The 22,120-nt window shown below is 74.6% G+C and carries 18 protein-coding genes and 1 pseudogene; 11 read left to right on the top strand and 8 right to left on the bottom strand.

What is annotated here, in order from left to right; translation table 11 throughout:
* Positions 1 to 53: 53 nt before the first annotated feature.
* On the bottom strand, positions 54 to 755 hold the full coding sequence (snpA, locus tag ACVWNX_RS17980; RefSeq protein ID WP_454408193.1) for a snapalysin: 702 nt from the start codon (positions 753 to 755) through the stop codon (positions 54 to 56).
* A 296-nt stretch (positions 756 to 1,051) separates the two neighbouring features.
* Here snpA and ACVWNX_RS17985 point away from each other — a divergent pair.
* Positions 1,052 to 1,966: pseudogene (locus ACVWNX_RS17985) on the top strand (LysR family transcriptional regulator); the annotation flags it as partial.
* 590 nt (positions 1,967 to 2,556) lie between these two features.
* Here ACVWNX_RS17985 and ACVWNX_RS17990 read toward each other — a convergent pair.
* From ACVWNX_RS17990 to ACVWNX_RS18005, 4 genes are all read right to left on the bottom strand, one after another.
* Positions 2,557 to 3,090 (bottom strand): hypothetical protein, encoded by a 534-nt coding sequence (locus ACVWNX_RS17990; protein WP_454408194.1) that lies wholly within the window; start codon positions 3,088 to 3,090, stop codon positions 2,557 to 2,559.
* A gap of 126 nt (positions 3,091 to 3,216) precedes the next feature.
* Positions 3,217 to 3,966 (bottom strand): precorrin-4 C(11)-methyltransferase, encoded by a 750-nt coding sequence (gene cobM, locus ACVWNX_RS17995; RefSeq protein ID WP_454408195.1) that lies wholly within the window; start codon positions 3,964 to 3,966, stop codon positions 3,217 to 3,219.
* On the bottom strand, positions 3,963 to 5,417 hold the full coding sequence (gene cbiE / locus ACVWNX_RS18000; RefSeq protein WP_454408196.1) for a precorrin-6y C5,15-methyltransferase (decarboxylating) subunit CbiE: 1,455 nt from the start codon (positions 5,415 to 5,417) through the stop codon (positions 3,963 to 3,965). The genes cobM and cbiE overlap by 4 nt, the downstream gene beginning before the upstream one ends.
* Before the next feature lie 76 nt (positions 5,418 to 5,493).
* The gene (locus tag ACVWNX_RS18005; protein WP_454414819.1) at positions 5,494 to 5,889 is read right to left on the bottom strand and encodes a TetR/AcrR family transcriptional regulator C-terminal domain-containing protein; all 396 of its coding nucleotides are present in this window, start codon (positions 5,887 to 5,889) and stop codon (positions 5,494 to 5,496) included.
* On the opposite strand from ACVWNX_RS18005, the gene ACVWNX_RS18010 reads away from it, so the two are divergent.
* Entirely contained in the window at positions 5,791 to 6,153 is a 363-nt protein-coding gene (locus ACVWNX_RS18010; RefSeq protein ID WP_454408197.1) for a hypothetical protein, read from the top strand. The genes ACVWNX_RS18005 and ACVWNX_RS18010 overlap by 99 nt on opposite strands.
* Positions 6,154 to 6,191: 38 nt before the next feature.
* Positions 6,192 to 7,163 (top strand): aldo/keto reductase, encoded by a 972-nt coding sequence (locus tag ACVWNX_RS18015; protein WP_454414820.1) that lies wholly within the window; start codon positions 6,192 to 6,194, stop codon positions 7,161 to 7,163.
* Between the two features lie 37 nt (positions 7,164 to 7,200).
* Here the strand turns inward: ACVWNX_RS18015 and ACVWNX_RS18020 are convergent, their stop codons facing one another.
* Positions 7,201 to 8,832, bottom strand: coding sequence for a VWA domain-containing protein (locus ACVWNX_RS18020; protein WP_454408198.1), 1,632 nt, complete (start codon positions 8,830 to 8,832; stop codon positions 7,201 to 7,203).
* Positions 8,833 to 8,945: 113 nt separating this feature from the next.
* Positions 8,946 to 10,148 (bottom strand): AAA family ATPase, encoded by a 1,203-nt coding sequence (locus ACVWNX_RS18025; protein ID WP_454408200.1) that lies wholly within the window; start codon positions 10,146 to 10,148, stop codon positions 8,946 to 8,948.
* A gap of 577 nt (positions 10,149 to 10,725) precedes the next feature.
* Here ACVWNX_RS18025 and ACVWNX_RS18030 point away from each other — a divergent pair.
* From ACVWNX_RS18030 to ACVWNX_RS18050, 5 genes are all read left to right on the top strand, one after another.
* Positions 10,726 to 11,466 (top strand): SDR family oxidoreductase, encoded by a 741-nt coding sequence (locus ACVWNX_RS18030; protein WP_454414821.1) that lies wholly within the window; start codon positions 10,726 to 10,728, stop codon positions 11,464 to 11,466.
* A complete protein-coding gene (locus tag ACVWNX_RS18035) occupies positions 11,456 to 12,082 on the top strand; it encodes an NAD(P)H oxidoreductase (RefSeq protein ID WP_454408202.1) in 627 nt (208 codons plus the stop codon). The genes ACVWNX_RS18030 and ACVWNX_RS18035 overlap by 11 nt, the downstream gene beginning before the upstream one ends.
* 119 nt (positions 12,083 to 12,201) lie before the next feature.
* Positions 12,202 to 13,845 carry an MFS transporter gene (locus tag ACVWNX_RS18040; protein WP_454408203.1) on the top strand — a complete coding sequence of 548 codons (1,644 nt, stop codon included), beginning with the start codon at positions 12,202 to 12,204 and terminating at the stop codon, positions 13,843 to 13,845.
* A 233-nt stretch (positions 13,846 to 14,078) separates the two neighbouring features.
* The gene (locus ACVWNX_RS18045) at positions 14,079 to 14,954 is read left to right on the top strand and encodes a glycosyltransferase family 2 protein (protein WP_454408204.1); all 876 of its coding nucleotides are present in this window, start codon (positions 14,079 to 14,081) and stop codon (positions 14,952 to 14,954) included.
* A gap of 118 nt (positions 14,955 to 15,072) precedes the next feature.
* Positions 15,073 to 15,852, top strand: coding sequence for an aminotransferase class IV (locus ACVWNX_RS18050; protein ID WP_454408205.1), 780 nt, complete (start codon positions 15,073 to 15,075; stop codon positions 15,850 to 15,852).
* Between the two features lie 59 nt (positions 15,853 to 15,911).
* Here the strand turns inward: ACVWNX_RS18050 and ACVWNX_RS18055 are convergent, their stop codons facing one another.
* Entirely contained in the window at positions 15,912 to 17,399 is a 1,488-nt protein-coding gene (locus ACVWNX_RS18055; protein ID WP_454408207.1) for an aminotransferase-like domain-containing protein, read from the bottom strand.
* Between ACVWNX_RS18055 and ACVWNX_RS18060 the strand changes: the two genes are divergently transcribed.
* From ACVWNX_RS18060 to ACVWNX_RS18070, 3 genes are all read left to right on the top strand, one after another.
* On the top strand, positions 17,398 to 18,636 hold the full coding sequence (locus ACVWNX_RS18060) for an aminotransferase class V-fold PLP-dependent enzyme (RefSeq protein ID WP_454408208.1): 1,239 nt from the start codon (positions 17,398 to 17,400) through the stop codon (positions 18,634 to 18,636). The genes ACVWNX_RS18055 and ACVWNX_RS18060 overlap by 2 nt on opposite strands.
* Complete coding sequence (locus tag ACVWNX_RS18065) at positions 18,633 to 20,186, top strand: MFS transporter (protein WP_454408210.1); 1,554 nt, start codon at positions 18,633 to 18,635, stop codon at positions 20,184 to 20,186. Before ACVWNX_RS18060 ends, ACVWNX_RS18065 begins: the two co-directional genes overlap by 4 nt.
* 333 nt (positions 20,187 to 20,519) lie before the next feature.
* A complete protein-coding gene (locus ACVWNX_RS18070; RefSeq protein WP_454408211.1) occupies positions 20,520 to 21,767 on the top strand; it encodes a TerD family protein in 1,248 nt (415 codons plus the stop codon).
* Positions 21,768 to 22,120: the final 353 nt, after the last annotated feature.

A 22,120-nucleotide genomic window follows, 5' to 3' on the forward strand; every position in this document is an offset into this window, starting at 1 on the left:
GGGGTGTGCGTGGGGTAATGGGTGCTTTTTGGTGCGGGGGGGGGGAGGACGGATCAGCGGTCGGCGGTCTCCAGGGCGGCGGTCGCCTTCTCCACTGCCTTGGCGAATCCGACGCCCCAGATCTGGTTGACCCGGGCCCGCTCGTTGGCGTTCGGGTAGGCGTTGCGGCACGAGGTGCCCGGTCCGCCGCCCGACATCAGTTCGCTGCACGGGCCCCGGTAGTTGTCGGGCAGTCCGAGGACGTGGCCCGTCTCGTGGGAGGTGACCCGGGTGGAGTCGTACTGCTGGTTCTGGCGGTAGTCCAGGAAGATGAAGCCCCGGCCGCGCCCGTTGGTCGAGGCGTACGAACCCCGGGCGTCGTTGCCCTCGCGGTAGGTGAAGTCGGCGGTGCCGGTGGTCTCCTGGAGCCGGACGTTGGACACCGAGCTGTTCCAGATGGCGGTGCTGCTGGCGATCTGCGCGCGGAAGGACGGCGCCCGCGACGCGTTGTACCGCACGGTCACCGCCTGGGCGCCCGGGTTGGCGGCGCGCTTCTCGGCGACGGACCTGACGACCGCGTCGAAGAACGCCTTGTTGGCGGCGGCGTTCTCAGACGAGCCCTCGTAGCGGGCTATGGACCCGGTGGTGGAGACGGTGGTGGCGCTCTCCGTGGCGCGGGACTCCGCGGCCACGGCGGGGACGGTGGCCGCGACGGCCGTCACGGCGGCGACGCCGAGGCCCAGGGCGGCGGACAGGAAGCGTGTGGGGGGCTTCATGTGATGCGCTCCTCGTTGTTCGATTGGTTCGGACGGGGCCCTTGGGGAGTGGGTCCCGGTGGGTGAGGGTGCGAACCGGTTCGACTGCTAAGGAGTTTCGGGGGAGGAAGGGGGGATCGGGATGATGGCAAGTGGTGATAGCCCCGCCCTATCCCCTCCGCCCCGGGCGCCCGGTCCGGGACCGGCCCGGGACCGGTGCAGGACCGGTCCGGAGGAGGTCCGGGACCGGCCCGAGCACCGGAGTGTGACGAGAACCGTCTGGTGCGGCGACCTGAGCGGCCCTACGCTCACCTGGCATGGACCTCGAAGTGAGGCACCTCCGAGCGCTGTGCGCCATCGCCGACACCGGCAGCCTCCACAAGGCCGCCCGGACCCTCGGGGTCGCGCAGCCCACCCTCAGCACCCAGTTGCGCCGCATCGAACAGGCCGTGGGGGGCCAGCTGTTCACCCGGGAGCGGTCGGGTTGCCGCCCGACTCCGCTCGGCCGGATCCTGCTGGGCCGGGCCCGTCCGCTGGTGGCCGAGATGCGGGCCCTGGTCAACGACACCCGGGCCGCGGCCGCCCGGGCCTCCGACGGCGCCCAACTGCTCATCGGCTCCACCGCCAGCAGGGCGCTGCCCGGCTGGCTGCGCAGACTGCGGCTGCGCCACCCCGGCACCGAACCCACCCTCCAGATGGACGTCTCGGCCAACTCCCTGCTGGGGATGGTCGCGGAGGGACAGCTCGACGTGGCGTTCGTGCACGAGGTGGAGGGCAGCCCGCTGCGTTTCCCCGCCGAACTCCGCAGCCGGGTCCTCGTCGAACGGGAGCCGCAGTTCGTGACGGTCTCCGCCGACCATCCGGCCGCCGCCCGGCGGAGCGTGCCGATCGACGCGCTCGCGGACGACCGGTGGATGGTCGATTCCACGGTGGACGGTGAGTGGGACGCGGTCTGCCGGGTGCTGCGGGAGGCCGGGCTGAACCCCCGGGTGCTGCACGGCGACTATCTGACGGCGTACACGCTGGTGCCGACCGGCGAGGTGGTGACGGTGTCGCAGCCCACCACCTCCCCCCGGCCCGACACGGCGGTCCGCCCCCTGGAGGGCGATCCGATAGGGGTGCGACTGCTGTTGGTGGCGCGCAGCCGGGACGAGTTGGACGCGGTCTACGACGACCTGGCCGACGCGTACTGGGAGGCGGCCGCCGAGTCGCCCGCGTACGCGCAGTGGCTGGCGGACCGGACCCCTTCCGGCGACCGGGCCTCCTCCGATGACCGGCACCCTCCCGACGACCGGGTTCCTTCCGACGACCGGGCTCCCTCCGGTGACCGGAACGGCTCCGGTGACCGGACGCCGCCTTCCGACGGCCGGACGTCCTCCTCCGGCGCCCGGGTCCGGCCCCCGGCGCGCGCCGCGCGGCTGGACCGGGTCCCCGCGCCCGGCCGGGTTCCGGCGGCGGAACGGGTTCCGGTGCCGGAGGGGCCGTCGGAGACGGGCGGGGTCCCGGCCACGCGGTGACGGGGTACGCGGTCCGTACGGTGACACGGTGACGGGGTACGCGGTCCGTACGGTCACGCGGTGACTCTGGGACGGGGTTCGCGGTCGAACGTTGACACAGTGACAGGGTTACGCGGCCCGTTCGGGTTGCTCAGTGGCCGTGAGGCCCGGGGCCGTCCGGTCCGGGACCCGTACGGCCCGGCATCCGTCCGGTCGGGGACCCGTTCGGTCCGGGACCCGTACGGTCGGGGACCCGTCTGACGCGGGGAACACGTCCGACGCCGGGAACACGTCCGACGCCGGGACCCGTCCGGCGCGGGCGCGGCTCAGGGCAGCGCGATGCCCAGGCCGTCGGCGATCAGCATCCACATCGGCTGGCCGCCCGTGCCGAAGGCCGAGGCAAGGGCGTAGCCGAGGGCGGCGTCCAACGGCTCCGGCCCGGCGCCCTCCTTCCACTCGACGATGACGGACTCGTCGCCGAGCGAGGTGAAGTCACCGAGGTGCTCGCCGTCCCGGATCAGACGGCTGCCGGGGACGGAGTCCGGGACCAGCCGGTAGGACGTCCCCTCGTACCGCACGTCGACCCGGTACGAACGCCTGGTCAGCCCGCCCTTGCCGGGCTTCACCCGGGCCTCGTGCCCGTCGATCCGCAGGGTCAGCAGGGCCGCGTCCCGGGTGCCGATGGCGATGTGCGGGACCGCGTCGGAGCCGGGCCGCCGTTCCAGGGTCACCAGGGGTATCCCCGGGCCCCCGACCTCCACCCGGTCCTGACCGTCCTGGCGGACGGTGATCTCACCGAAGTGGGTGTCCTGGACGGGGAGTCGGGGGGCGGGTGCGGTCGGGTCGGTCGGGTCGCTCATCTGGGGTTCTTCCGTCGCGGGGGTTCCGTCGTGGGTCAGTCTCCTGGACGCGGTCCGGCCGGAGCGCACGGGTCCGGAGCGCGCGGGCCCGGACCGGTCGCCCCCGGCCCGTCGGGTGACGGGCCGTCAGCGTCCGGGACGGTCGCGGTCCGCCGAGTACAGATAGCTGTCCGGGAACGCCGACGCGCCGAGCGAGCGGCCCACGAGGATGACCGCGGTGCGCAGCACGCCCGCCGCGCGGACCTGCTCGGCGATGCCGGACAGCGGGCCCCGGAGCACGACCTCCTCGGGGCGGCTCGCGTAGGCGACGACGGCGGCGGGGCAGTCCGGGCCGTAGTGCGGGAGGAGTTCCTCCACCACCCGGTCCGCGTACCGCACCGCGAGGTGCAGCACGAGCAGCGCGCCGGAGCGGCCGAGCGTCGCCAGGTCCTCGCCGGGCGGCATGGGCGTGGCCCGCTGGGCGATCCGGGTGAGGACGACGGTCTGCCCGACGGTGGGCACCGTCAGCTCCCGGCCGAGCGCCGCCGCCGCGGCGGCGAAGGCGGGCACCCCGGGCACCATCTCGTAGGGCACGCCCACCGCGTCGAGCCGCCGCATCTGCTCGGCGACCGCGCTGAACACGGACGGGTCGCCGGAGTGCAGCCGGGCCACGTCGTGCCCCTCGGCGTGCGCCCGCGCCAGTTCCCCGGTGATCTCGTCCAGGGTGAGCTGCGCGGTGTCGACCAGCCGGGCGTCCGGCGGGCACTCGGCCAGCAGCTCCCGGGGGACGAGGCTGCCCGCGTACAGGCACACCCGGCAGGAGCCGAGCAGCCGCGCGCCCCGCACGGTGATCAGATCGGCGGCCCCGGGGCCCGCGCCGATGAAGTACACGGTCATGCGCCGTCTCCCCGTTCCCGCATCCGTATCCGTCGTTGTTCCTGGCCTCGGCCTCGGCCTTGGTCCTGCCCTTGGCCTTGGTCCTGGTCCTGGCCCTGGCCTTGAGCCTGTTCCTGTGCATGGCCCCGGCCCTGGTGGTGGTCCGACCGCTCCAGGTGCTCCTGGTGCTCCAGGCGCTCCGCGCCGGTCCGTCCCGAGGCGGCGGCCGACCCGCCGGTGGGCTCCTTGCGCACCGCCCACTGGGTGACGGGCATGGCCTGCCGCCAGCCGGTGAAGCGGCCCACCGGCACCGCGTGCGCCACCGCGAGCCGGACGAGTTCGCCGCCGTGGCGGCGGTGGGCGTCGGCCAGCAGGGCCTCGGACTCCAGCGTCACCGTGTTGGCGACGAGCCGTCCGCCCGGGCGCAGCGCCTCCCAGCAGCGGTCGAGCAGCCCGGCGGCGGTGAGTCCGCCGCCGATGAACACCGCGTCGGGGGCGGGCAGCCCGTCGAGGGCGTCGGGCGCGGCGCCGGTGACCACCCGCAGCCCGGGCACGCCCAGGGCGCGCGCGTTGCGGCCGACGCGGTCGGCGCGGACGGGGTCCCGTTCCACGCTGACGGCCCGGCAGGACGGATGGGCGCGCAGCCATTCGATCGCGACGGAGCCGGAGCCGCCGCCGACGTCCCACAGCAGTTCGCCCGGCTCGGGCGCGAGGACGGCGAGGGTCGCGGCGCGGACGTGCCGTTTGGTGAGCTGGCCGTCGTGGTCGTAGGCCGCGTCGGGCAGTCCGGGCACGGTGGCCAGCGGCAGGGCGCCGGGGGCGCGGACGCACTCCACGGCGACGAGGTTCAGCGCGGCGCCGGGCGTCCGCGACCAGGCGTCGGCCCGTTCCGGGGCGGTGACGTGTTCGTCCGGGGCGCCGAGCCGCTCCAGCACCCGGACCGGGCTGGGCCCGAAGCCCCGTTCCCGCAGCACGGCGGCGACCCTGGCGGGCCCGTCGGCGTCGGCGCTCAGCACCAGGACGCGACGGCCGGGGTGCAGCACCGCCGCGAGGCGCTCCACGGGGCGGCCGACGGCGGTCACCACGTCGGTGCCCTCGACCGGCCAGCCCAGCCGGGCGCAGGCGAGGGCGACGGAGGACGGATGCGGGTGGACGTCCAGCCCGTCGGGGCCCAGCAGCTCCGCGAGGGCGCGGCCGATGCCGTGGAACATGGGGTCGCCGCTGGCCAGCACGGCGAGACGGCGTCCGGCGTGGGCGGCGAGGAGGCCGGGGACGGCCGGGCGCAGCGGCGAGGGCCAGGGGACGCGGTCGCCCGGGCACTCGGGCGGCAGCAGCTCCAGCTGGCGCGGGGCGCCGATGACCACCTCGGCGTCGAGGAGCGCGCGGCGGGGCGCGTCCGGCAGGCCGGGCCAGCCGTCCGCGCCGATGCCGATGAGGGCCACGGGGCGCGGTCGGGGGGCTTCGGTCGTCACCGGCGCACCTTACCTGGCGGTTCGGACGGCGCCGGACGCTGCCTCCGGCGCTACGGGTCCCTGGCCCGCGAGGGCCTCAGCGGCGGTAGCCGTTGAGGAAGACGTGAACACCCGAGGCGATCGCGTTGTCGGTCTCCTCGGGTCCGGGCTCGTCCTCGCCGGGGTGGGAGGGGACCGCCGCCGAGACCAGGAGCAGAAGGTGGACGGCTGCCAGCTCGGGGTCGGTGGTGTGCAGTAGCCCCTCGTCCGACCAGGCGCGCAGCCGCTCGGCGAGCGCGCGGCGGACGCGTCGGGGGCCGGTCTCCTGCCAGGCGTCGAGGGCCTCTTCCGGGATGTGTCCGGCGTCGGCTCTGATCTGGCGCACCAGCGCGAAGTGCGTGGCGTGCGCGGTGGTGGTCGTGGTGACGAACTCCCGGCCGAAGTCGAGGAGGTCGGCCTCCAGGTCCGTGGTTTTGCGCAGATGCCGGTCGATGACGGCGACCTGGGTGTCGGCGGCGTCCGCGCGGTGGAGCAGTTGCGCCAGGTCATGGCCGAACTCCGGGTCGCCACCGTGCGCACCCAGGTGGCCCTCTCCGCCTTCACCGACTTCGAGGTCACCGACCCGACCGAGCCCGGCACCATTGCCCCGGGCCCCTACCAGGAGTCCGCGCTGGACGAGTTGCTGAACGAGGTCCTCGCCTGGTCAGGAGCCCTCAAGCCGCTGCGGGGAGCGACCAGGAGGGAGGTGGCCGCGTGACGACGGCACCGAACCGTCCGCCGGGACCGGGCGGGAGCATGCGCTACCGGCTGCTGGGCCGGACCGGCCTCCGCGTCTCCGAACTGTTCCTCGGCGCGATGGGCTTCGGGGGCGGCACCCTGCCCGCCGACTCCCGCCGCGTCCTCGACCTGTACGACGAGGCCGGGGGCAATGTGATCGACACCGCCGACGCCTATCACGACGGGCGGAGCGAGAGCGTCCTCGGCGGGCTCCTGCACGGCCGCCGCGACCGTTTCGTCCTGACGACCAAGTACTCGCTGTCGCGCGACACCACCGACCCCAACGCGGCGGGGAACCACCGCAAGAACCTCACCCTGTCGTTGGAGCGGAGCCTCACCCGGCTGCGGACCGACCGTCTCGACGTCTACTGGGTGCACCTGTGGGACCGGTGCACCCCCGTCGACGAGACCATGCGGGCCCTGGACGACGCGGTCCGCGCCGGAAAGATCCTCTACGTCGGGATCTCCAACACCCCGGCGTGGGTCGTCGCCCAGGCCAACACGCTGGCCGACTGGCGTGGCTGGACGCCCTTCGCCGGTCTGCAGGTGCCGTACAACCTGCTGAACCGGGACATCGAGCGGGAGCTGCTGCCCATGGCCGAGTCCTTCGGGATGACCGTGGCCGCCTGGAGCCCCCTGGCACACGGCGTCCTGGCGGGACGTTCCTCCGGCCTCACCCACCGGCAGCGCACCGTGGCCAGCGCCGTGCGGAAGGTCGCCGCCGAGGTGGGTGCCACGCCCGCGCAGGTCGCCCTCGCCTGGATCCGGTCGCGTTCCCCGGTCGTGCACCCAGTGCTGGGCGCCAGCACCGCCGGGCAGTTGGCCGAGAACCTCGGCGCGCTCGGCACCACCCTGTCCGGGAAGCAGAAGCGCCGTCTGGAAGCCGCCACCGACTTCACCCCGGGATTCCCCGGCGATTTCCTCGCCCGGACCCGTCCGGCGGCGTTCGGCGCGGCGGCGGTCGACCCGCCCCGGGGCCGCGTCGGGTGACGTCACCCCGACAGCCGGGCCCCAGGGGCCGCCGGATTCAGAGCGCGCGGAAGAGACCGGCGGCGGCGTCCACGTCGGTCAGGTCCTCGATGCCGCGGAGGTCGTCGCACAGGGCCGCCAGGACCGAGTCGGCTCCGGCCGCGCGGGGGGCGCCGACGGCCACGCCGAAGAGACGGAAGCCCAGTCGGCGCTTGGCGTCGTTCCAGCCGCGCGTCCATTCCCCACTGACCTCGCATTCGGCGTCGGTGATCAGCACGATGTCGCCGCGCAGCCGGGCGGTGTCGTCGAACTCCTCGGCCAGCAGTTCGACGGCCGCCGTCAGAGGCGTCTGGAAGCTGGTGCCGCCGCCGAGGAACGTCTCCGCGAACTCGACGGTCCTGGTGGTGTCCGCGGACTGCCCGGCCGGGAACCGGAAGATCCTGATCCGGTCGGCGGAGGAGAACAGGATGCCGACGAAGTCCCGCTTGGTACGGCGGGCCTGGTCCAGCAGAGCCAGGGCGCACGCCTTGGCCCAGGTCTCCCGGGTGACTCCGCCGGGCCCCGCCGCGTACATGGAGTGGGAGGTGTCCACGCACGCGATGACGGCGCCCCGGCCGGTGGGCCGCTCCGCCTGGCTGTCGTAGAGCATCAGCTCACCGGCGGCGTAGCGCGCGGCGAACACCGCCCGCAGCTCCGGAACGCCGAGGTTGACCAGCTCGGAGGGGATGAGCCGGGAGAGGTCGTCGCCGAGCGTGACGTCGACCAGTTCCCCGGAGGGGCTCTCCGTCGCGCGGGCGTGCTCGGCGTCGGCCATCCGCCGGAAGCGGCCGATCAGGTCGGCCCACCGGGCGAGCCGACCGGTGCGCAGCCGTTCGGCGAGCCGGGCGCGCCGTTCGAACGGCATCCGTTCCAGTTCGCCCGGACCGACCCCCCACGTCCGCATCAGCGCGGCCTCCCGCCGTACCGCTTCGGCCGCCTTCCCCGCCGCGTGCCGCGCGGCGACGCGGATGCCGGGGGCGACCGCCGCGAGGGCCCGCTCGGCACTCAGGTCGGCCTGCCGGGCGGCGGAGTCGAGGGCCTCGGCCGCTTCCCGCGCGGTCCCGGCGGCGGTGGGGGCCGGTACCGCGCCCCCGGCCTGGTCCGTCCCTTGGAGCCCCGGGCCCCCGGCCTGGTCCGCCCCCTGGAACCCCGCGCCCGCGCCGGCCGCCTGCTGGAGCCCCCCGTCCGCGTCGGCTGCCCCCTGGGGCCCCGCGCCCGCGTCGGCCGCCCCCTGGAGCCCCGGGCCCGCCGTGGTCACCGCGCCTCCGGCGGCCCGCCGGGCCCTCTTCGCCCGTTCGGTCCGCTCCTGCGCGTTGCGGGAGCCGTCCAGTATCCGGCGGAGGGTGGCGGCCTGGGCGAGCACGGCCATGGCGGCGGCGTAGGGGTCGCCCACCGTCTCCCGGCGCAGCCCGGCGAACTCGGGCGACTCCACCAGCGCGGTGACGACCTGGTGGTTGACCAGCCGGGTGAGGTCCATCTCCGCACGCTCGCGCAGCCACGGACCGGCCGTGTAGGCGGCGAGGAACGCGTCGGTCAGGAGGTCGACGGCGCAGTCGTGGCGTCTGCCCAGTTCCTCCGCCAGCTCCCGCAGTCCGGCCGACTGCGCGTAGGTGTCGTGCCAGGCGATCCGGTCGAACCGGTCCGCGATCACGGCCGTCGTGTACCCCCCGGGGGCGGCGTCCGGCCCGGTCGGCCGCCCTCCGGGCGGGCCCGTGGGACCGTCCGGCCGGTCCGGTGTCCTGTCCGTGGTCCCGCTCCCGGCGTTCAGAGCTGGGCCTGCACCATGCTGGCGTCCACGCCGAGGGCCTCGGTGAGGACACGGGTGCGGACAGCGCGCTGGCGTCCGGTGACCCGGTCGATGGCGGCGGTGGAACGACCGGCGCCCACCGCCACCTCGCGCAGTCGCTCCAGCCGCTTGCCCGCCGTGGCGAGCTTGTGGTGGGCGTTCTTGATGACCCACTCGCTCAGGGCCTCGCGGGACTGCCCCGCCATGGAGTCGAGCTGGGCTTCCAGTTCCTCGATGGTGTCGGCCAGGTCGAGCGCCTCCTTGGCGTCGGGGTTGATGAGTTGCAGCACCTCGCGCTCGACGACCGGGCGCTGGTCGGGGGAGTCCCACAGCACGTGCGTGAGTATCGACAGGTCGGTCTCGGTGACCGCGGGACGGCCGTCGAGATAGGCGGACGCCTGGAGCAGGCCCACCGCCTGCCGCCAGCGGCGGTCGGAGGCGACGAGTTCCCTGCGGCGCAGGGCGGCCCGCAGCGAACACACCGCGTCCACGATCGCGTCGGGCACGTCCACGGCCGGGACGTCCTCGGTCACGGCGTGCCGCAGCGCGGCCAGTCCGATGGTGGTCCGGACCGGTGGCGCCGGGCGGCTGACGGCGGAACGCACCAGCGCGGCGAAGTTCGAGGGGTCGGCCAGGTATCCGACCTCGATCCGCACCAGCATCCGGTCGTAGATCGCGGCCGAGTCCTCCCCGCCGGGCAGTTCGTTGCTCGCCGTGATGGCCCCGATCAGGGGGCAGCGGATCGGGTCGCCGCCGTTCTCGGGGTGGTAGATCCGCTCGTTGAGGTAGCCCAGCGTCTCGTTCAGCGCCGCCGTGGAGCACTTGAAGATCTCGTCGATGAACGCGATGTGCGCGGTGGTGGCGCGGCCGTCGTAGACCTGGCGGTACTCGCCCCGGGCCAGCGCGGCGACGTCGATGGGGCCGAAGATCCTGGTCGGCGCGGTGAACTTGGACAGGAGGATCTCCCAGTAGGTCGCCCCGTCGATCCGGCCCGACAGTTCCCTGGCCAGCTCGGACTTCGCGGTTCCGGGCGGGCCGAGCACCAGCGAGTGCTGCCCGGCGAGCAGTGTCACCAGCAGCGTCCGCACCACGTCGGCCCGCTCGTAGAACCGTTCCGACACCTCGTCGCTGATCGCCCGCAGCCTTCCGGGCGTGTCGTCCTGTGCGTCCTGGGTACCCATGGTCAACTCCCGTGCCTGCGCAGCCTGGTCGGCGGACAAGTCAATCAGCCCGGGTGTTCCGGGGCACCGTCGGCACGGGGGTGCGCGGCGCTGGCGGTGCGCGGCGCCGGGGGTGCGCGGCGCCGGGGGTGCCCGTCCCGGGGAACGCGCCGTCGTGGTGGGACCGCTTTCCAGGTCGGCGCGCCGCCCTGCCGTCGTGCCCGTGGTGGGCGCCCCGGAGCCGGACCCGAACCGGACCCCCGAACCGCACCCGAACCGGACCCGAACCGCCCCCGAACACCCGCGCGCCAACCTGTGGACCACAGCGGACGGGACACCGAACGGTCCCGCCCACCGAGGACCGGAGGACGGACCCGTGGCACACGGCATCGACACCACCAGCAACACCACCAACGGCACCGGAGACAAGACCACCAACGGCACCGGCGCCGACACCGACGAGACCGGCGACCACACCCACACCCACACCCCCACCCACAGCGACACCGGCACCGGCACCGGCACCGGCACCGCACAGGCCGGGACGCCCGCCCCGGCCACCGCCCCGGGCGCCGCCCCGGCCACCGCCCCGCGCCGTCTGACCGGCAAGACCGCGCTGGTGACCGGCGGCAGCCGGGGCATCGGACGGGCCATCGCCCTGCGACTGGCGGCCGAGGGGGCGCGGGTCGCGGTCCACTACGGCAGCGACGCGACCGCCGCCGGAGAGACCGTCGCGGCGATCGGGGCGGCGGGCGGCTCGGCCTTCGCCATCCGCGCCGAACTGGGCGTGCCCGGCGACGCGGACGCCCTGTGGACCGCGTTCGACCGGCACGCCGACGGCCTCGATGTCCTCGTCAACAACGCGGGGGTGAGCGGCCCCGGCACCATCCACGAGGTGACCGAGGAGACCTACGACCGGGTCTTCGCCGTCAACGCCAAGGCGCCGTTCTTCGTGGTCCAGAAGGGGCTGTCGCGGCTGCGGGACGGCGGCCGGATCGTCAACATCTCGTCGGGCGTCACCAAGGTCGCCTTCCCGGGGATGACCGCGTACGCCGCCGCCAAGGGCGCCGTCGAGGTGCTCACCCTGACCCTGGCGCAGACCCTCGGCGGGCGGGGCATCACCGTGAACGCCGTCTCGCCCGGCACCATCGAGACCGACATCCACCCCTGGATGGCGGACCCCGTGGCCAAGGCCGCCGCTGCGGCGTACTCGGTGTTCGACCGGGTGGGCCGCCCCGACGACGTGGCCGACGTCGTCGCCTTCCTCGCCTCCCCCGACGCCCGCTGGGTGACCGGACAGAACATCGACGCGAGCGGCGGTTCCGGCCTTGGCCTCTGACCGCGCCCCCGGAACGGCGTCCCCCCGCCGCACCCTGCTCGTGGCCGCCCACCCCCGGCCGGACTCGCTGACCGGCCGGACCGCCGTCCACCTGCGGGACCACTTCACCGCCCGGGGCGGCACGGTGGACCTCCTCGACCTGTACGCCGAGGACTTCGACCCCCGGCTGACCCCGGCCGACGAACCCGACTGGGAGGACCGCGACAAGCGGTACTCCGACGAGGTCCACGCCCACATGGACCGGATCGCCGCCGCCGACGACGTCGTCGTGGTGTTCCCGGTCTGGTGGTTCTCGGTCCCCGCCGTGCTCAAGGGCTGGATCGACCGGGTGTGGAACTACGGCTTCGCCTACGGGCGGGGCACCCCCCGGCTCTCCGGCAAGCGGATGGTGTGGCTGGGCCTCGCGGGCGCTTCCCGCGAGCGGTACCGGACGACCGGCCTGGACGAGGCCATGGACTTTCAACTACGGCTCGGTGTATCGGAGTTCTGCGGCATCACCGACGCCCGGGTGAGCCTGCTGCACGACACCGAACTGTCCGGAGTGCCCGCGCCCCGCCGCCCCGAACGGATCCGCGCCCTCCTGGACGAGGCCCGCGAGGCGGTCGCCCACCTCTGAAACGCCCGCGCGACCGAGCCCCCGGGCCCCGCACACCGCGCGCCCCCACCCGACCACCCGCCCCCGACCACCCGCCCCCGACCACCCGAACCCGCACCCACGAGCCCGGGGAGACCCACATGCCCGACGACGAGAAGACCCCGAAGAAGCCGCCGAGGCAAACCCCGCGAACCGTGCGGAACCCCTGGCTGGGCCTCGCGCTCCTGCTCCTCCCCGTGACCCTCATGACGGCCGACCTGGGCGTCCTCTGGCTGGCGACCCCGTACCTGGCGGCGGACCTGGCCCCCAGCGGCGGCGAACTCCTCTGGATCACCGACGTCTACGGCTTCCTCACCGCCGGAACCCTGGTGGTGATGGGCACCCTCGGCGACCGCGTCGGCCGCCGCCGTCTGCTGCTGTTCGGCTCGGCCGGGTTCGTCGTCGCCTCGCTGCTCGCGGCGTACGCCCCCGACCCGGGCACCCTGATCGCGGCCAGGGCGGCGCTGGGGATCGCGGGGGCGGCGGTGCTGCCGTCCACGCTGTCGCTGATCGGCCGGCTGTTCACGGACCCGCGCCGACGGGCCACCGCCATCGCCCTGTGGGTGACCGCGCTCTCCGTCGGGCTGGCCGTGGGACCGGTGGTGGGCGGGGTGCTGCTGGCCCACTGGTGGTGGGGGTCGGTGTTCCTGATCGGGGTCCCGGTGATGCTGCCGGTGCTGCTGCTGGCCCGGAAGCTGCTGCCGGAGTACCGCGACCCGGACGCGGGACGGCTCGACGCGCCGAGCGTCGCCCTGTTCCTGCTGGCCGTGCTGCCGGTGGTGCACGCGGTGAAGGACGCCGCCGCGCACGGTCCGGGCCCGCTGCCCGCGCTGACGCTGCTGACGGGCGCCGCCTTCGGAGTGGCGTTCGTCCGGCGCCAGAACCGGCTGCCGCGCCCGCTCCTCGACCTGCGGCTGTTCCGCGACCGGACGTTCACCGGTGCGCTGCTGACCCTGCTGCTGGGGATGACGGCGCTCAACGGCGTCGAGTACCTCGTCCCCCAGTACCTCCAGTCCGTCGCGGGACTGTCCCCGCTGGCCGCCGGGCTGTGGCTGCTGCCGGGCGCGGCCGGACTGATCGCGGGCGCGCAGCTGACCCCGGTCCTCGCCCGCCGGAACCGTCCCGCGCACGTGGTCCTCGGCGGACTGGCCGTGGCGCTGGCCGGATACGCGACGACCGCCGTCGCCGAAGGGGTGGCGCCGGTGTCCCTGGCGCTCGCCGTGATCATGTTCGGGGTGGCGCCGATCAGCGTGCTGGGCACCGTGCTGGCCGTCGGCGCGGCCCCGCCCGGGAAGGCGGGCGCGGCGGCGGCCACCGGCCAGACCGCGTACGACCTGGGCCTGGCCCTGGGCATCGCGGTCACCGGCAGCGTCGCCACCGCCGTCTACCGGGCCCACGTCCCGTCCGACGCCCCCGCCGGGGCCCGCGACACCCTGGGCACGGCGCTGCACCTCGCCGAACGCCTCCCGGGCGGAACGGAACTGGCCGCCGCGGCGAGGTCCGCGTTCACCACGGGCCTCCAGACGGCGTCCCTGCTCAGCGCGGGGTTCGCGGCGGTGACGGCGGCCCTGGTGTGGACCCTGCTGCGCACCGTCCCCCCGACGGGCACCACCCCACCGGACACCACCCCACCGGAACCGACCGACCGGACTCCGGCCGAGGCTCCCACCGACCGGCCCCCGGCCCAGCCCTCCACGGACCGGACCCCGGCCCCCGACCGCCCCCTCCTGAAGACGGCGCCCTGACCACCAACCGCCCGCCCCCTCCAGAAGACGGCGGCCGGACCGACACCACCCACCTCAGCCGGCGGCCAGACCGGCACCACCCTCACCCCCGAGCCGACGGCCCGACCGACCGCCCGCCCCGGTCCGCCCCCACCGAGGGGCGGACCGGGGCACCCGCACCCGGGGATAGGTGCGCGAACGGGCCCACGGATAGGCTCAGCCCAGGCAAGACGGCGTACGGACGGAGTTCACTCATGGGTCACCCCCGCATGGGCATCGCGATCCTCACCATGGGCAACCGCCCCGACGAGCTTCGCGCCCTGCTGGATTCGGTGGCCCGGCAGGACCTCGCCCCCACCCGGGTGGTCGTGGTGGGCAACGGCTCCCCGCTGCCGGAACTCCCCGACCACGTGCACGGCGTGGAACTCGACGAGAACCTCGGCGTCTCCGGCGGCCGCAACGTCGCCATCGAGGAACTGCGCCGCCTCGGCGACGTGGACGTGGTCGTGGACCTCGACGACGACGGTCTGCTGGTCGACACCGACGTCCTCGGCCGACTGGCCCGGATGTACGAGGAGGACCCCCGGCTCGGCATCGCCGCCTTCCGCATCGCCGACGAACACGGCGAGACCCAGCGCCGTCACGTGCCCCGGCTGCGCGCCTCGGACCCGATGCGCGGCGGCGAGGTGACCACCTTCCTCGGCGGCGCCCACGGACTGTCCATGCCGATGCTGGACCGGATCGGCGGCTGGCCCGACGAGTTCTTCTTCACCCACGAGGAGACGGACCTCGCCTGGCGGGCCCTGGACGACGGCTGGCGCATCGTCTACGAGCCGGCCCTGCTGCTCCAGCACCCGAAGACCAGCCCGGCCCGGCACGCCGTCTACTACCGGATGACCGCGCGCAACCGCGTCTGGCTGGCCAAGCGCAACCTGCCGGTCCTCCTGGTCCCGGCGTACCTCGCCACCTGGACCCTCCTCACCCTGGCCCGCACCCGTTCCCTGGGCGGACTGCGCGCCTGGGCGGGCGGCTTCTGGGAGGGCGTCCGCACCTCCGGCGGCCCGCGCCGCCCGATGCGCTGGCGCACGGTGGTCCGCATGACCCGACTGGGCCGCCCCCCGGTGATCTGACGGCCGCCCCGGACCCTCCGTACGCCTCCAAGCCCTCCGTACGTCCCCAGCCCTCCGTACGCTCCGGACTCGCGCCCGTCCCGGACCCTCATCCGTCCCGGATGAGACCCTGTCGCCCATGGCCCTGCTCGACGGACGCCCCGCCACCCCGGAAGAACTGCTCGCCCTCGGTCTCACCAACTACGGGCACTTCACGTCCCTGCGGGTGGACGGGGGAAGGGTGCGGGGACTCCCCCTCCACCTGGACCGCTTGGTCCGCGACTGCCGGACGGTGTTCGGGGCGGCCCTCGACCGGGACGCGGTCCTGCGCCACGTCCGACGGGCGACCGAGGGGCTGACGGGATCGTTCGTCGTCCGGATCACCGTCCTGGACCCGGCGACGGAACCCGCCGCGCCGTCGAAGGCCACCGACCCCCACGTCCTGGTCACCACCCGCCCGGCCCCGGCGCCCGCCCCGCCGCCCCTGAGGGCCCTGCCCCTCCGCTACGAACGGGACGTCCCCGCCGTCAAACACGTGGGCCTCTTCGGGCTGCTGCACACCCGGCGCGCCGCCCAGCTCCGGGGCTACGACGACGCGCTGTTCACCGGTCCCGGCGACCGGATCAGCGAGGGCGGCACCTGGAACGTGGGCTTCGTCGACCCGGACGGCACGGTGGTGTGGCCCGACGCCGAGGTCCTCCCCGGCGTCACCATGGCCCTGCTCCGCGATCTGACCCCGTCGGTGACCCGCCCCCTCACCCTGGCCGAGGCCCGCTCCCTCCCCGCCGCCTTCGCCACCAACGCCGCCTTCGGCGTCCGCCCCCTGTCCGCCATCGGCGACACCCCCCTCACCCCGGACCACCCCGCCCTCATCCACCTCCGGGACGCGTACCTCGCCCTGCGGGGCGAGGAGTTGTAGGGACGCTTTCCCGCCGCCCCGTGCGGCCGGGGGCGTGCGGGGGCGTGCGGGACGGCGGTTCACCGAGGCGCCCCCACCTCGGTTTCCGTCCCCGCATCCGACCCGGTTCCCGCCCCCGTCCCCGCATCCGCCCCCGTCCCCAAGTCCGCCAGCGCGGCCCCCAACCGCCGTGCTCCCTCCGCCAGTTCGGCGAGGTCGGCGGTGGCGGCGAACCCGATCCGCAGATGGGCCGCCGGTGGCTCGGCGGCGAAGTGCCGGGCGCCCGCGCTCACGGCGACCCCGTGCCGCCGGGCGGCACCGGCCAGCGCGGTGTCGTCGACGCCGGACGGCAGCCGCACCCACAGGTGCAGCCCGCCCGTGGGCGGCCCGGCCAGGACCGCGCCGGGCAGCTTCTCGCCGAGCGCGGCGGTCAGCACGGCGCACCGTTCCGCGAGCGCCGCGCCGAGGGAGCGGACGTGCCGCTCCCAGGACGGGGAGCTGAGCACCTCCAGCGCGGCCTCCTGGAGCGGCCGGGTGACGAAGAAGTCGTCGACCAGGCGCACCGCCCGCATCCGCTCCATCACCGGCCCCCGCGCCACCAGCGCCCCGATCCGCAGGCTCGGCGCCGCGGGCTTGGTGAGGGAGGTGACGTGGACGACCGTGCCGTCGCGGTCGTCGGCGACCAGCGGGCGCGGCACCGGACCGCCGTGTCCCAGGTGCCGGGCGAAGTCGTCCTCGATCACGAACGCGCCCGAGGCGCGCGCCACGTCGAGGACGTGCCGACGCCGTTCGGGCGTCAGCACCGCACCGGTCGGGTTCTGGTGGGCAGGCTGGCAGTACAGCAGCCGCGCGCCGGTCATCGCGAACGCGTCGGCCAGCAGATCGGGCCGCAGTCCGTCGGCGTCGATCGGCACCGGCACCGGCCGCAGCCCCGCGGCGCGGGCGGCGGCGAGGGCCCGCGGATAGGTGGGGGATTCGACCAGGACGGGGCTGCCGGGCCCGGCGACGGCCCGGAACGCGATCGACAGCGCGCTCTGTCCGCCCGCCGTGACCAGCACGTCCTCCGGCGTCACCCCGCCGCCGACGGCACCCGCGAACACGGCGCGCAGCCCCGGCAGTCCGCCCGCCGGGGCGCGGTCCCAGGCGTCCGGACGGCGGGCGGCCCGGGCCAGTGCCGCGCTGAGGGCCCGGGTGGGCTGGAGCGAGCGGTGGACGTAGCCGCCGTCCATGGCGATCGTTCCGGCCGGGGCCGGTCCGAGCGGGTCGGCGATCGCGTGGGTGTCGACGGCGCGGTCGGTGAGGGCGACCGTCTGCCAGGCGGTGTCGGGGACGGCGGGGGCCGTGCCGTGGTGCCGGGGGCGCCGCGCCACGTACGTACCGCTGCCCGGACGGGTGACCACCGCGCCCTCGGCGGCCAGCGCGGCGATGGCCCGCGCCACGGTCGCGGGGCCGACCCGGTACTCCTTGGTCAGCTCCCGGCTGCTGGGCAGCCGGTCGCCGGGCGAGAGCCGGGAGAGCAGCGTACGGAGGCTGTCGGCCAACTCCCCAGAAGTGCTACCGTCATTCATGAGAGACAACGGTAGCGCTTCTGGTCCTGGTCGGGAAGCACTTCAGCTGGACGTCACCGCCCTGCGGGCCGACACCCCGGGGTGCCGACAGGTCGTCCACTTCAACAACGCGGGCTGCGGTCTGCTGGCGACCCCCGTCCTCGACGTGATGGTCGACCACCTCAACCTCGAAGCACGGATCGGCGGTTACGAGGCGTCGGCCGCCCGGGCCGCCGAAGTGCGCGGCTTCCACACGGAGATCGCCGCCCTCGTCAACACCGCGCCCGGGAACATCGCCTTCGCGGGCAGCGCCACCCACGCCTACGCCAACGCCCTGTCGTCGATCCCGTTCGAGGCCGACGACGTCATCCTCACCACCCGCGACGACTTCGTCTCCAACCAGATCGCCTTCCTGTCCCTGCGCAAACGGTTCGGGGTCCGGGTCGTCCACGCGCCGGACGCGCCCGGGGGCGGGGTCGACGTGGCGGCGATGGCGGCGCTGATGCGGACCCACCGCCCCCGACTGGTGTCCGCCACCCACGTCCCCACCAACTCGGGCCTGGTCTCGCCGGTCGCCGAGATCGGCCGCCACTGCCGCGAGCTGGACCTGCTCTACCTGGTCGACGCCTGCCAGTCGGTGGGGCAACTCGTCATCGACGTGGCGGAGATCGGCTGCGACCTCCTCACCGCGACCTGCCGCAAGTTCCTCCGGGGGCCGCGCGGCTCCGGGTTCCTGTACGTCTCCGACCGCGTCCTGCGCGCGGGGAACGAACCGCTGTTCATCGACATGCACGGCGCCCGCTGGACCGGGCCGGACCGGTACGAACCGGTGGGGACGGCGGCCCGGTTCGAGGAGTGGGAGTTCCCCTACGCCACGGTCCTCGGCAGCGCCGCCGCGGTGCGCTACGCCCGCGAGGTCGGCGTCGAGGCCATCGAGCGGCGCACCCCGGCGCTCGCCGCCCGGCTGCGCGAACGGCTGGCCCCCGTCCTCGGGGTGCGGCTGCTCGACCGGGGCCCGCGCCTCGCCGGACTCGTCACCTTCGCCGTGGAGGGCTGGCGGCCGGAGCCGTTCAAGGCGGCCGTGGACGCCCGGGGAATCAACTCGGCACTCAGCTTCCGTGAGTTCGCGCAGTTCGACTTCGGGGACAAGGACGTCGAGTGGTGCCTGCGGCTGTCGCCGCACTACTACAACACCGAGGAGGAGGTCGACCACGTCGCCGACGCGGTGGCGGACGTCATCGGCCGGGGACGACGATGACGTCCCCCGCCGGAGCGCCCGCCGGAGCCGCCGCTGGGACGCCTGCCGGAGCCACTGCCGGGGCGCCCACCCGAGCCGCCGCCGGAGCGCCCGCAGGAGCCCCCACCCGAGCCGCCGCCGGGGCGCCTGCCGGAGCGCCCACCCCGCCCCCGCCCCCGCCCCAGGCCCAGGCCCCGCCCCAGGCCCAGGCCCCGTCCCAGGCCCCGGCCCCGGGCGCCGGGGGAAGCCTCTGGCGCGACGGCGACTTCCTCAAGTTCTGGGTGGGCGAGACGCTCTCGCTGCTCGGCGCCCAGGTCACCAACCTGGCCCTGCCGCTGACCGCGATCCTCGCCTTCGGCGCCACCGACGAACAGGTCGGCGTGCTGCGCTTCCTCCAACTCGTCCCGTACCTCGGCCTCGCCCTGGTCTTCGGGGTGTGGGTGGACCGGGTCCGGCGGCGACCGGTCATGCTCGGCGCCAACCTGGTCCGGATGGTCCTGCTGGCGCTGGTCCCCGTCCTGTACTGGACGGACGCGCTCGGCCTGAGCACCCTGCTGGTGATCGCCTGCGCCGTCGGCGTCGCCTCGGTGCTGTTCGACGTGAGCTGGATGGCGTACGTGCCGACCCTGGTCCGCGACCCCGAGCGCTACGTCGAGGCGGGCGCCAAGATGGGGGTGAGCTCCTCGGCGGCCGACGTGGCGGGCCCCGGGTTCGCGGGCGTCCTGGTCGGCGCCCTGACCGCGCCCGTCGCGCTGATCGTCGACGCGTTCTCCTATCTGGTGTCCCTGGTCTCGCTGCTGCTCATCCGCACCCCCGAGCCCAAGCCCGAAGCACCCGCCCGACGCCATCTGCCGACCGAACTCCGGGACGGCCTGCGCTGGGTCCTGGGGAACCCGGTCCTGCGGTCACTGGCCCTGATCGGCTTCTGCTGCAACTTCTCCATGGTCACCGTGTGGACGATGTTCCTGCTGTACGGAACGCGCGACCTGGGCCTGGCCCCCACCACCCTCGGCGCGGTCTTCGCCACCGCCTCGGTGGGCGGACTGATCGGCGCGGTGGTCTCCCGGGCGGTCATCCGGCGCTTCCGGCTCGGCCTCGTCTACCTGGTCGCCCAGTCGGCCCTGCTCCTCGGCCCGACGCTGATCGTCCTGGCCAGCGGCCCCCGACCGGTGATGGTGGGGATGTTCGTCCTCTCCTTCTTCACCACCTACCTCGGCCTCGGCGTCGCGGGCGTCGTCATCGTCAGCCTGCGCCAGGCCAGCACCCCACGGTCGATGATGGGCCGGATGACGGCGGTCTTCCGCACCCTGTTGTTCGGCGGCGGCGCCCTCGGCGGCCTGTCCGCGGGCCTCCTCGCGGGCCGCGTCGGCGCCGAGCACGCCCTCACCGCCGCCGCGACCGCGTCCGCCACCGTCCTGATAGCCCTAGCCCTCTCCCCGGTCACCCGACTCCACACCCTCCCCCCACCCCCGGACGAACCCCTCCCGGGGCCCGAGGACCCGACTACGACGGCCCCGACTCCGGCCCCGGAGGCCCCGGCGGCGCGGAGCGGCCGGGCCGCGGGGGACTGAGGGGGGCAGGGAGACCGAGGGGCCCCGCCCACGCCGAAGGGCCCCACCACGCGGTGGGGCCCCTCCGTCCTGACCTGCGGCGGAGCGTTCGGAGCGGCCGGTCCGGGCGAGGCTGGACGGGGTCGGACGAGACCAGAACCGAGACCAAGGGACCCCCGGTGCTGGTCGGTGCCGTTCGGTGCCGTTCGGTGCGGTGAGACCGGTGAGACCGGTGAGACCGGTGAGCATCGGGGAGCATCGGGGAGCATCGGGGAGCCGACACCTGGTTGGTCCTTCGCCTGACGAGACCGAGCCGCTGCCGCCACCATGGACGGATCACCACAGGAGGCTCAGATGGCCATCACGCTCTCCAAAGGCGCGAACGCACCCCTGGTCGGCGCCCGTTGCCAGGTCACCGTCGCGGCTTCGGGCGTGCCGTTCGACGTCTCCGCCGTGCTGCTCGGGCCCGACGGCAAGGTCCGTGGCGACCAGGACCTGGTGTTCTACAACCACCGGTCGCAGGACGGCGTGACGGTGACCGGGCGCACCGTCACGGCGGACTTCCGGCGCGTCCCGGCCTCGGTGGAGCGCGTCGCCGTGGTGGCGAGCGTCGATGTCGACCATCCGGCCGCCCGGTTCGACGCCGTGGGCACCCCGCGCGCCGACGTCGAGTGCGGGTCCACGCGGCTCGCGTTCGTTCCGCCGCCGATGAACGGCGGGGAGACCGTGGCGGTCCTCGTCGAGTTGTACCGGCGCCAGGGCGGGTGGAAGGTCCGGGCGGTCGGGCAGGGTTGGGCCAGCGGGCTGGCGGGCCTGGCGGAGGACTTCGGCATCGTCGTCGACGACCCGGGTCCCGCTCCCGCGCCCGCACCTCCGCCGGAGACGGCCCCCGCGCCCCGCAGACCCGCTCCCGCCGCCCGGACGGCCCCGCCCGCCCCCGCGTGGTCGCCGTCGGCCGCGCCGGTCCACCCGCCCGTGCCGCTCGGCAGGGTCGCCCTCGTCAAGGGCGGCCAGGCCACGATCAACATGCGCAAGGACGATCCGCACCTCGTCGTCACCGCCAGCCTGGAATGGAACGGCGGCAGCGCGGACCGCCGCCGGGCCGGTGCCGACCTCGACCTCTACGCCCTCTACGTGCCCCGTGGCCTCGTCACCCCCAAGGGCCCCAGGCCGAACAGGTCGGAGCAGGTCGTCTATTACCGGCAACTCGGCTCCCCCTCCGCACCCCCGTACATCGCTCTCGACGGCGACGCCCGCGCACCCGGGCGCGAAACCGTCACCATCCGCCGACCCGACCTCCAGGGCTACGTCCTGATCTGCGCCTACAGCGCGGTCGAGAACGGCACCGGCTCCTTCAAGTCCTACGGAGCCCGAGCCGTCGTCACGGACGGCCGTGGGTCCACCGTCACCGTCCCGCTGTTCAACGACCGCAACCTGTCCTACTGGGTCGCCATCGCCCTCATCGACTTCACCGTCCCCGGCGGCATCGAGATCCGCCACGTGGAGAAGTACAGCGGGAACCACCAGGAAGCCCGCCCGACGCTGTACTCCAACGGCAACTTCCGCATGAGCACCGGCCCGGTCGAATTCAAGAACAGGTGAAAGGGAGCGCCTGCCTCTCCGGAGACCGGGGTTCCCGGAGCCGGTGGAGAGTTCTCCCGCTGGTGGTCCATGCCCGCGACTTCCCCGGGGCGCCAACCGATACCCCACACGTCGAAGGCCCCGCTGCGAGCAGCGGGGCCTTCGACGTTAGTGCCCGGTGAGGCACTGGCGGAGGATACGAGATTCGAACTCGTGAGGGGTTGCCCCCAACACGCTTTCCAAGTGTTCGTATGCCCGTCCGGAGGGGGCAGGGGCGTCCTGACCTGATGCGGAGCGTTCGGGATGGCCCTGTCCGGACAGGGTTGGACGGCGGTGAATGAGACCAGAACTGAGACCACGAAGCTGGGTCGTCT

The organism is Streptomyces sp. JNUCC 64 (assembly GCF_054484115.1).

Bases quoted from the DNA above. Each gene is read 5' to 3' on its own strand.
- ACVWNX_RS17990 (WP_454408194.1), bottom strand. From the start codon at position 3,090: ATGAGCGACCCGACCGACCCGACCGCACCCGCCCCCCGACTCCCCGTC.
- cobM (WP_454408195.1), bottom strand. From the start codon at position 3,966: ATGACCGTGTACTTCATCGGCGCGGGCCCCGGGGCCGCCGATCTGATC.
- ACVWNX_RS18060 (WP_454408208.1), top strand. From the start codon at position 17,398: ATGAGAGACAACGGTAGCGCTTCTGGTCCTGGTCGGGAAGCACTTCAG.
- ACVWNX_RS18065 (WP_454408210.1), top strand. From the start codon at position 18,633: ATGACGTCCCCCGCCGGAGCGCCCGCCGGAGCCGCCGCTGGGACGCCT.
- snpA (WP_454408193.1), bottom strand. From the start codon at position 755: ATGAAGCCCCCCACACGCTTCCTGTCCGCCGCCCTGGGCCTCGGCGTC.
- ACVWNX_RS18040 (WP_454408203.1), top strand. From the start codon at position 12,202: ATGCCCGACGACGAGAAGACCCCGAAGAAGCCGCCGAGGCAAACCCCG.
- ACVWNX_RS18045 (WP_454408204.1), top strand. From the start codon at position 14,079: ATGGGTCACCCCCGCATGGGCATCGCGATCCTCACCATGGGCAACCGC.
- ACVWNX_RS18050 (WP_454408205.1), top strand. From the start codon at position 15,073: ATGGCCCTGCTCGACGGACGCCCCGCCACCCCGGAAGAACTGCTCGCC.
- ACVWNX_RS18015 (WP_454414820.1), top strand. From the start codon at position 6,192: ATGCGCTACCGGCTGCTGGGCCGGACCGGCCTCCGCGTCTCCGAACTG.
- ACVWNX_RS18055 (WP_454408207.1), bottom strand. From the start codon at position 17,399: ATGAATGACGGTAGCACTTCTGGGGAGTTGGCCGACAGCCTCCGTACG.
- ACVWNX_RS18025 (WP_454408200.1), bottom strand. From the start codon at position 10,148: ATGGGTACCCAGGACGCACAGGACGACACGCCCGGAAGGCTGCGGGCG.
- ACVWNX_RS18070 (WP_454408211.1), top strand. From the start codon at position 20,520: ATGGCCATCACGCTCTCCAAAGGCGCGAACGCACCCCTGGTCGGCGCC.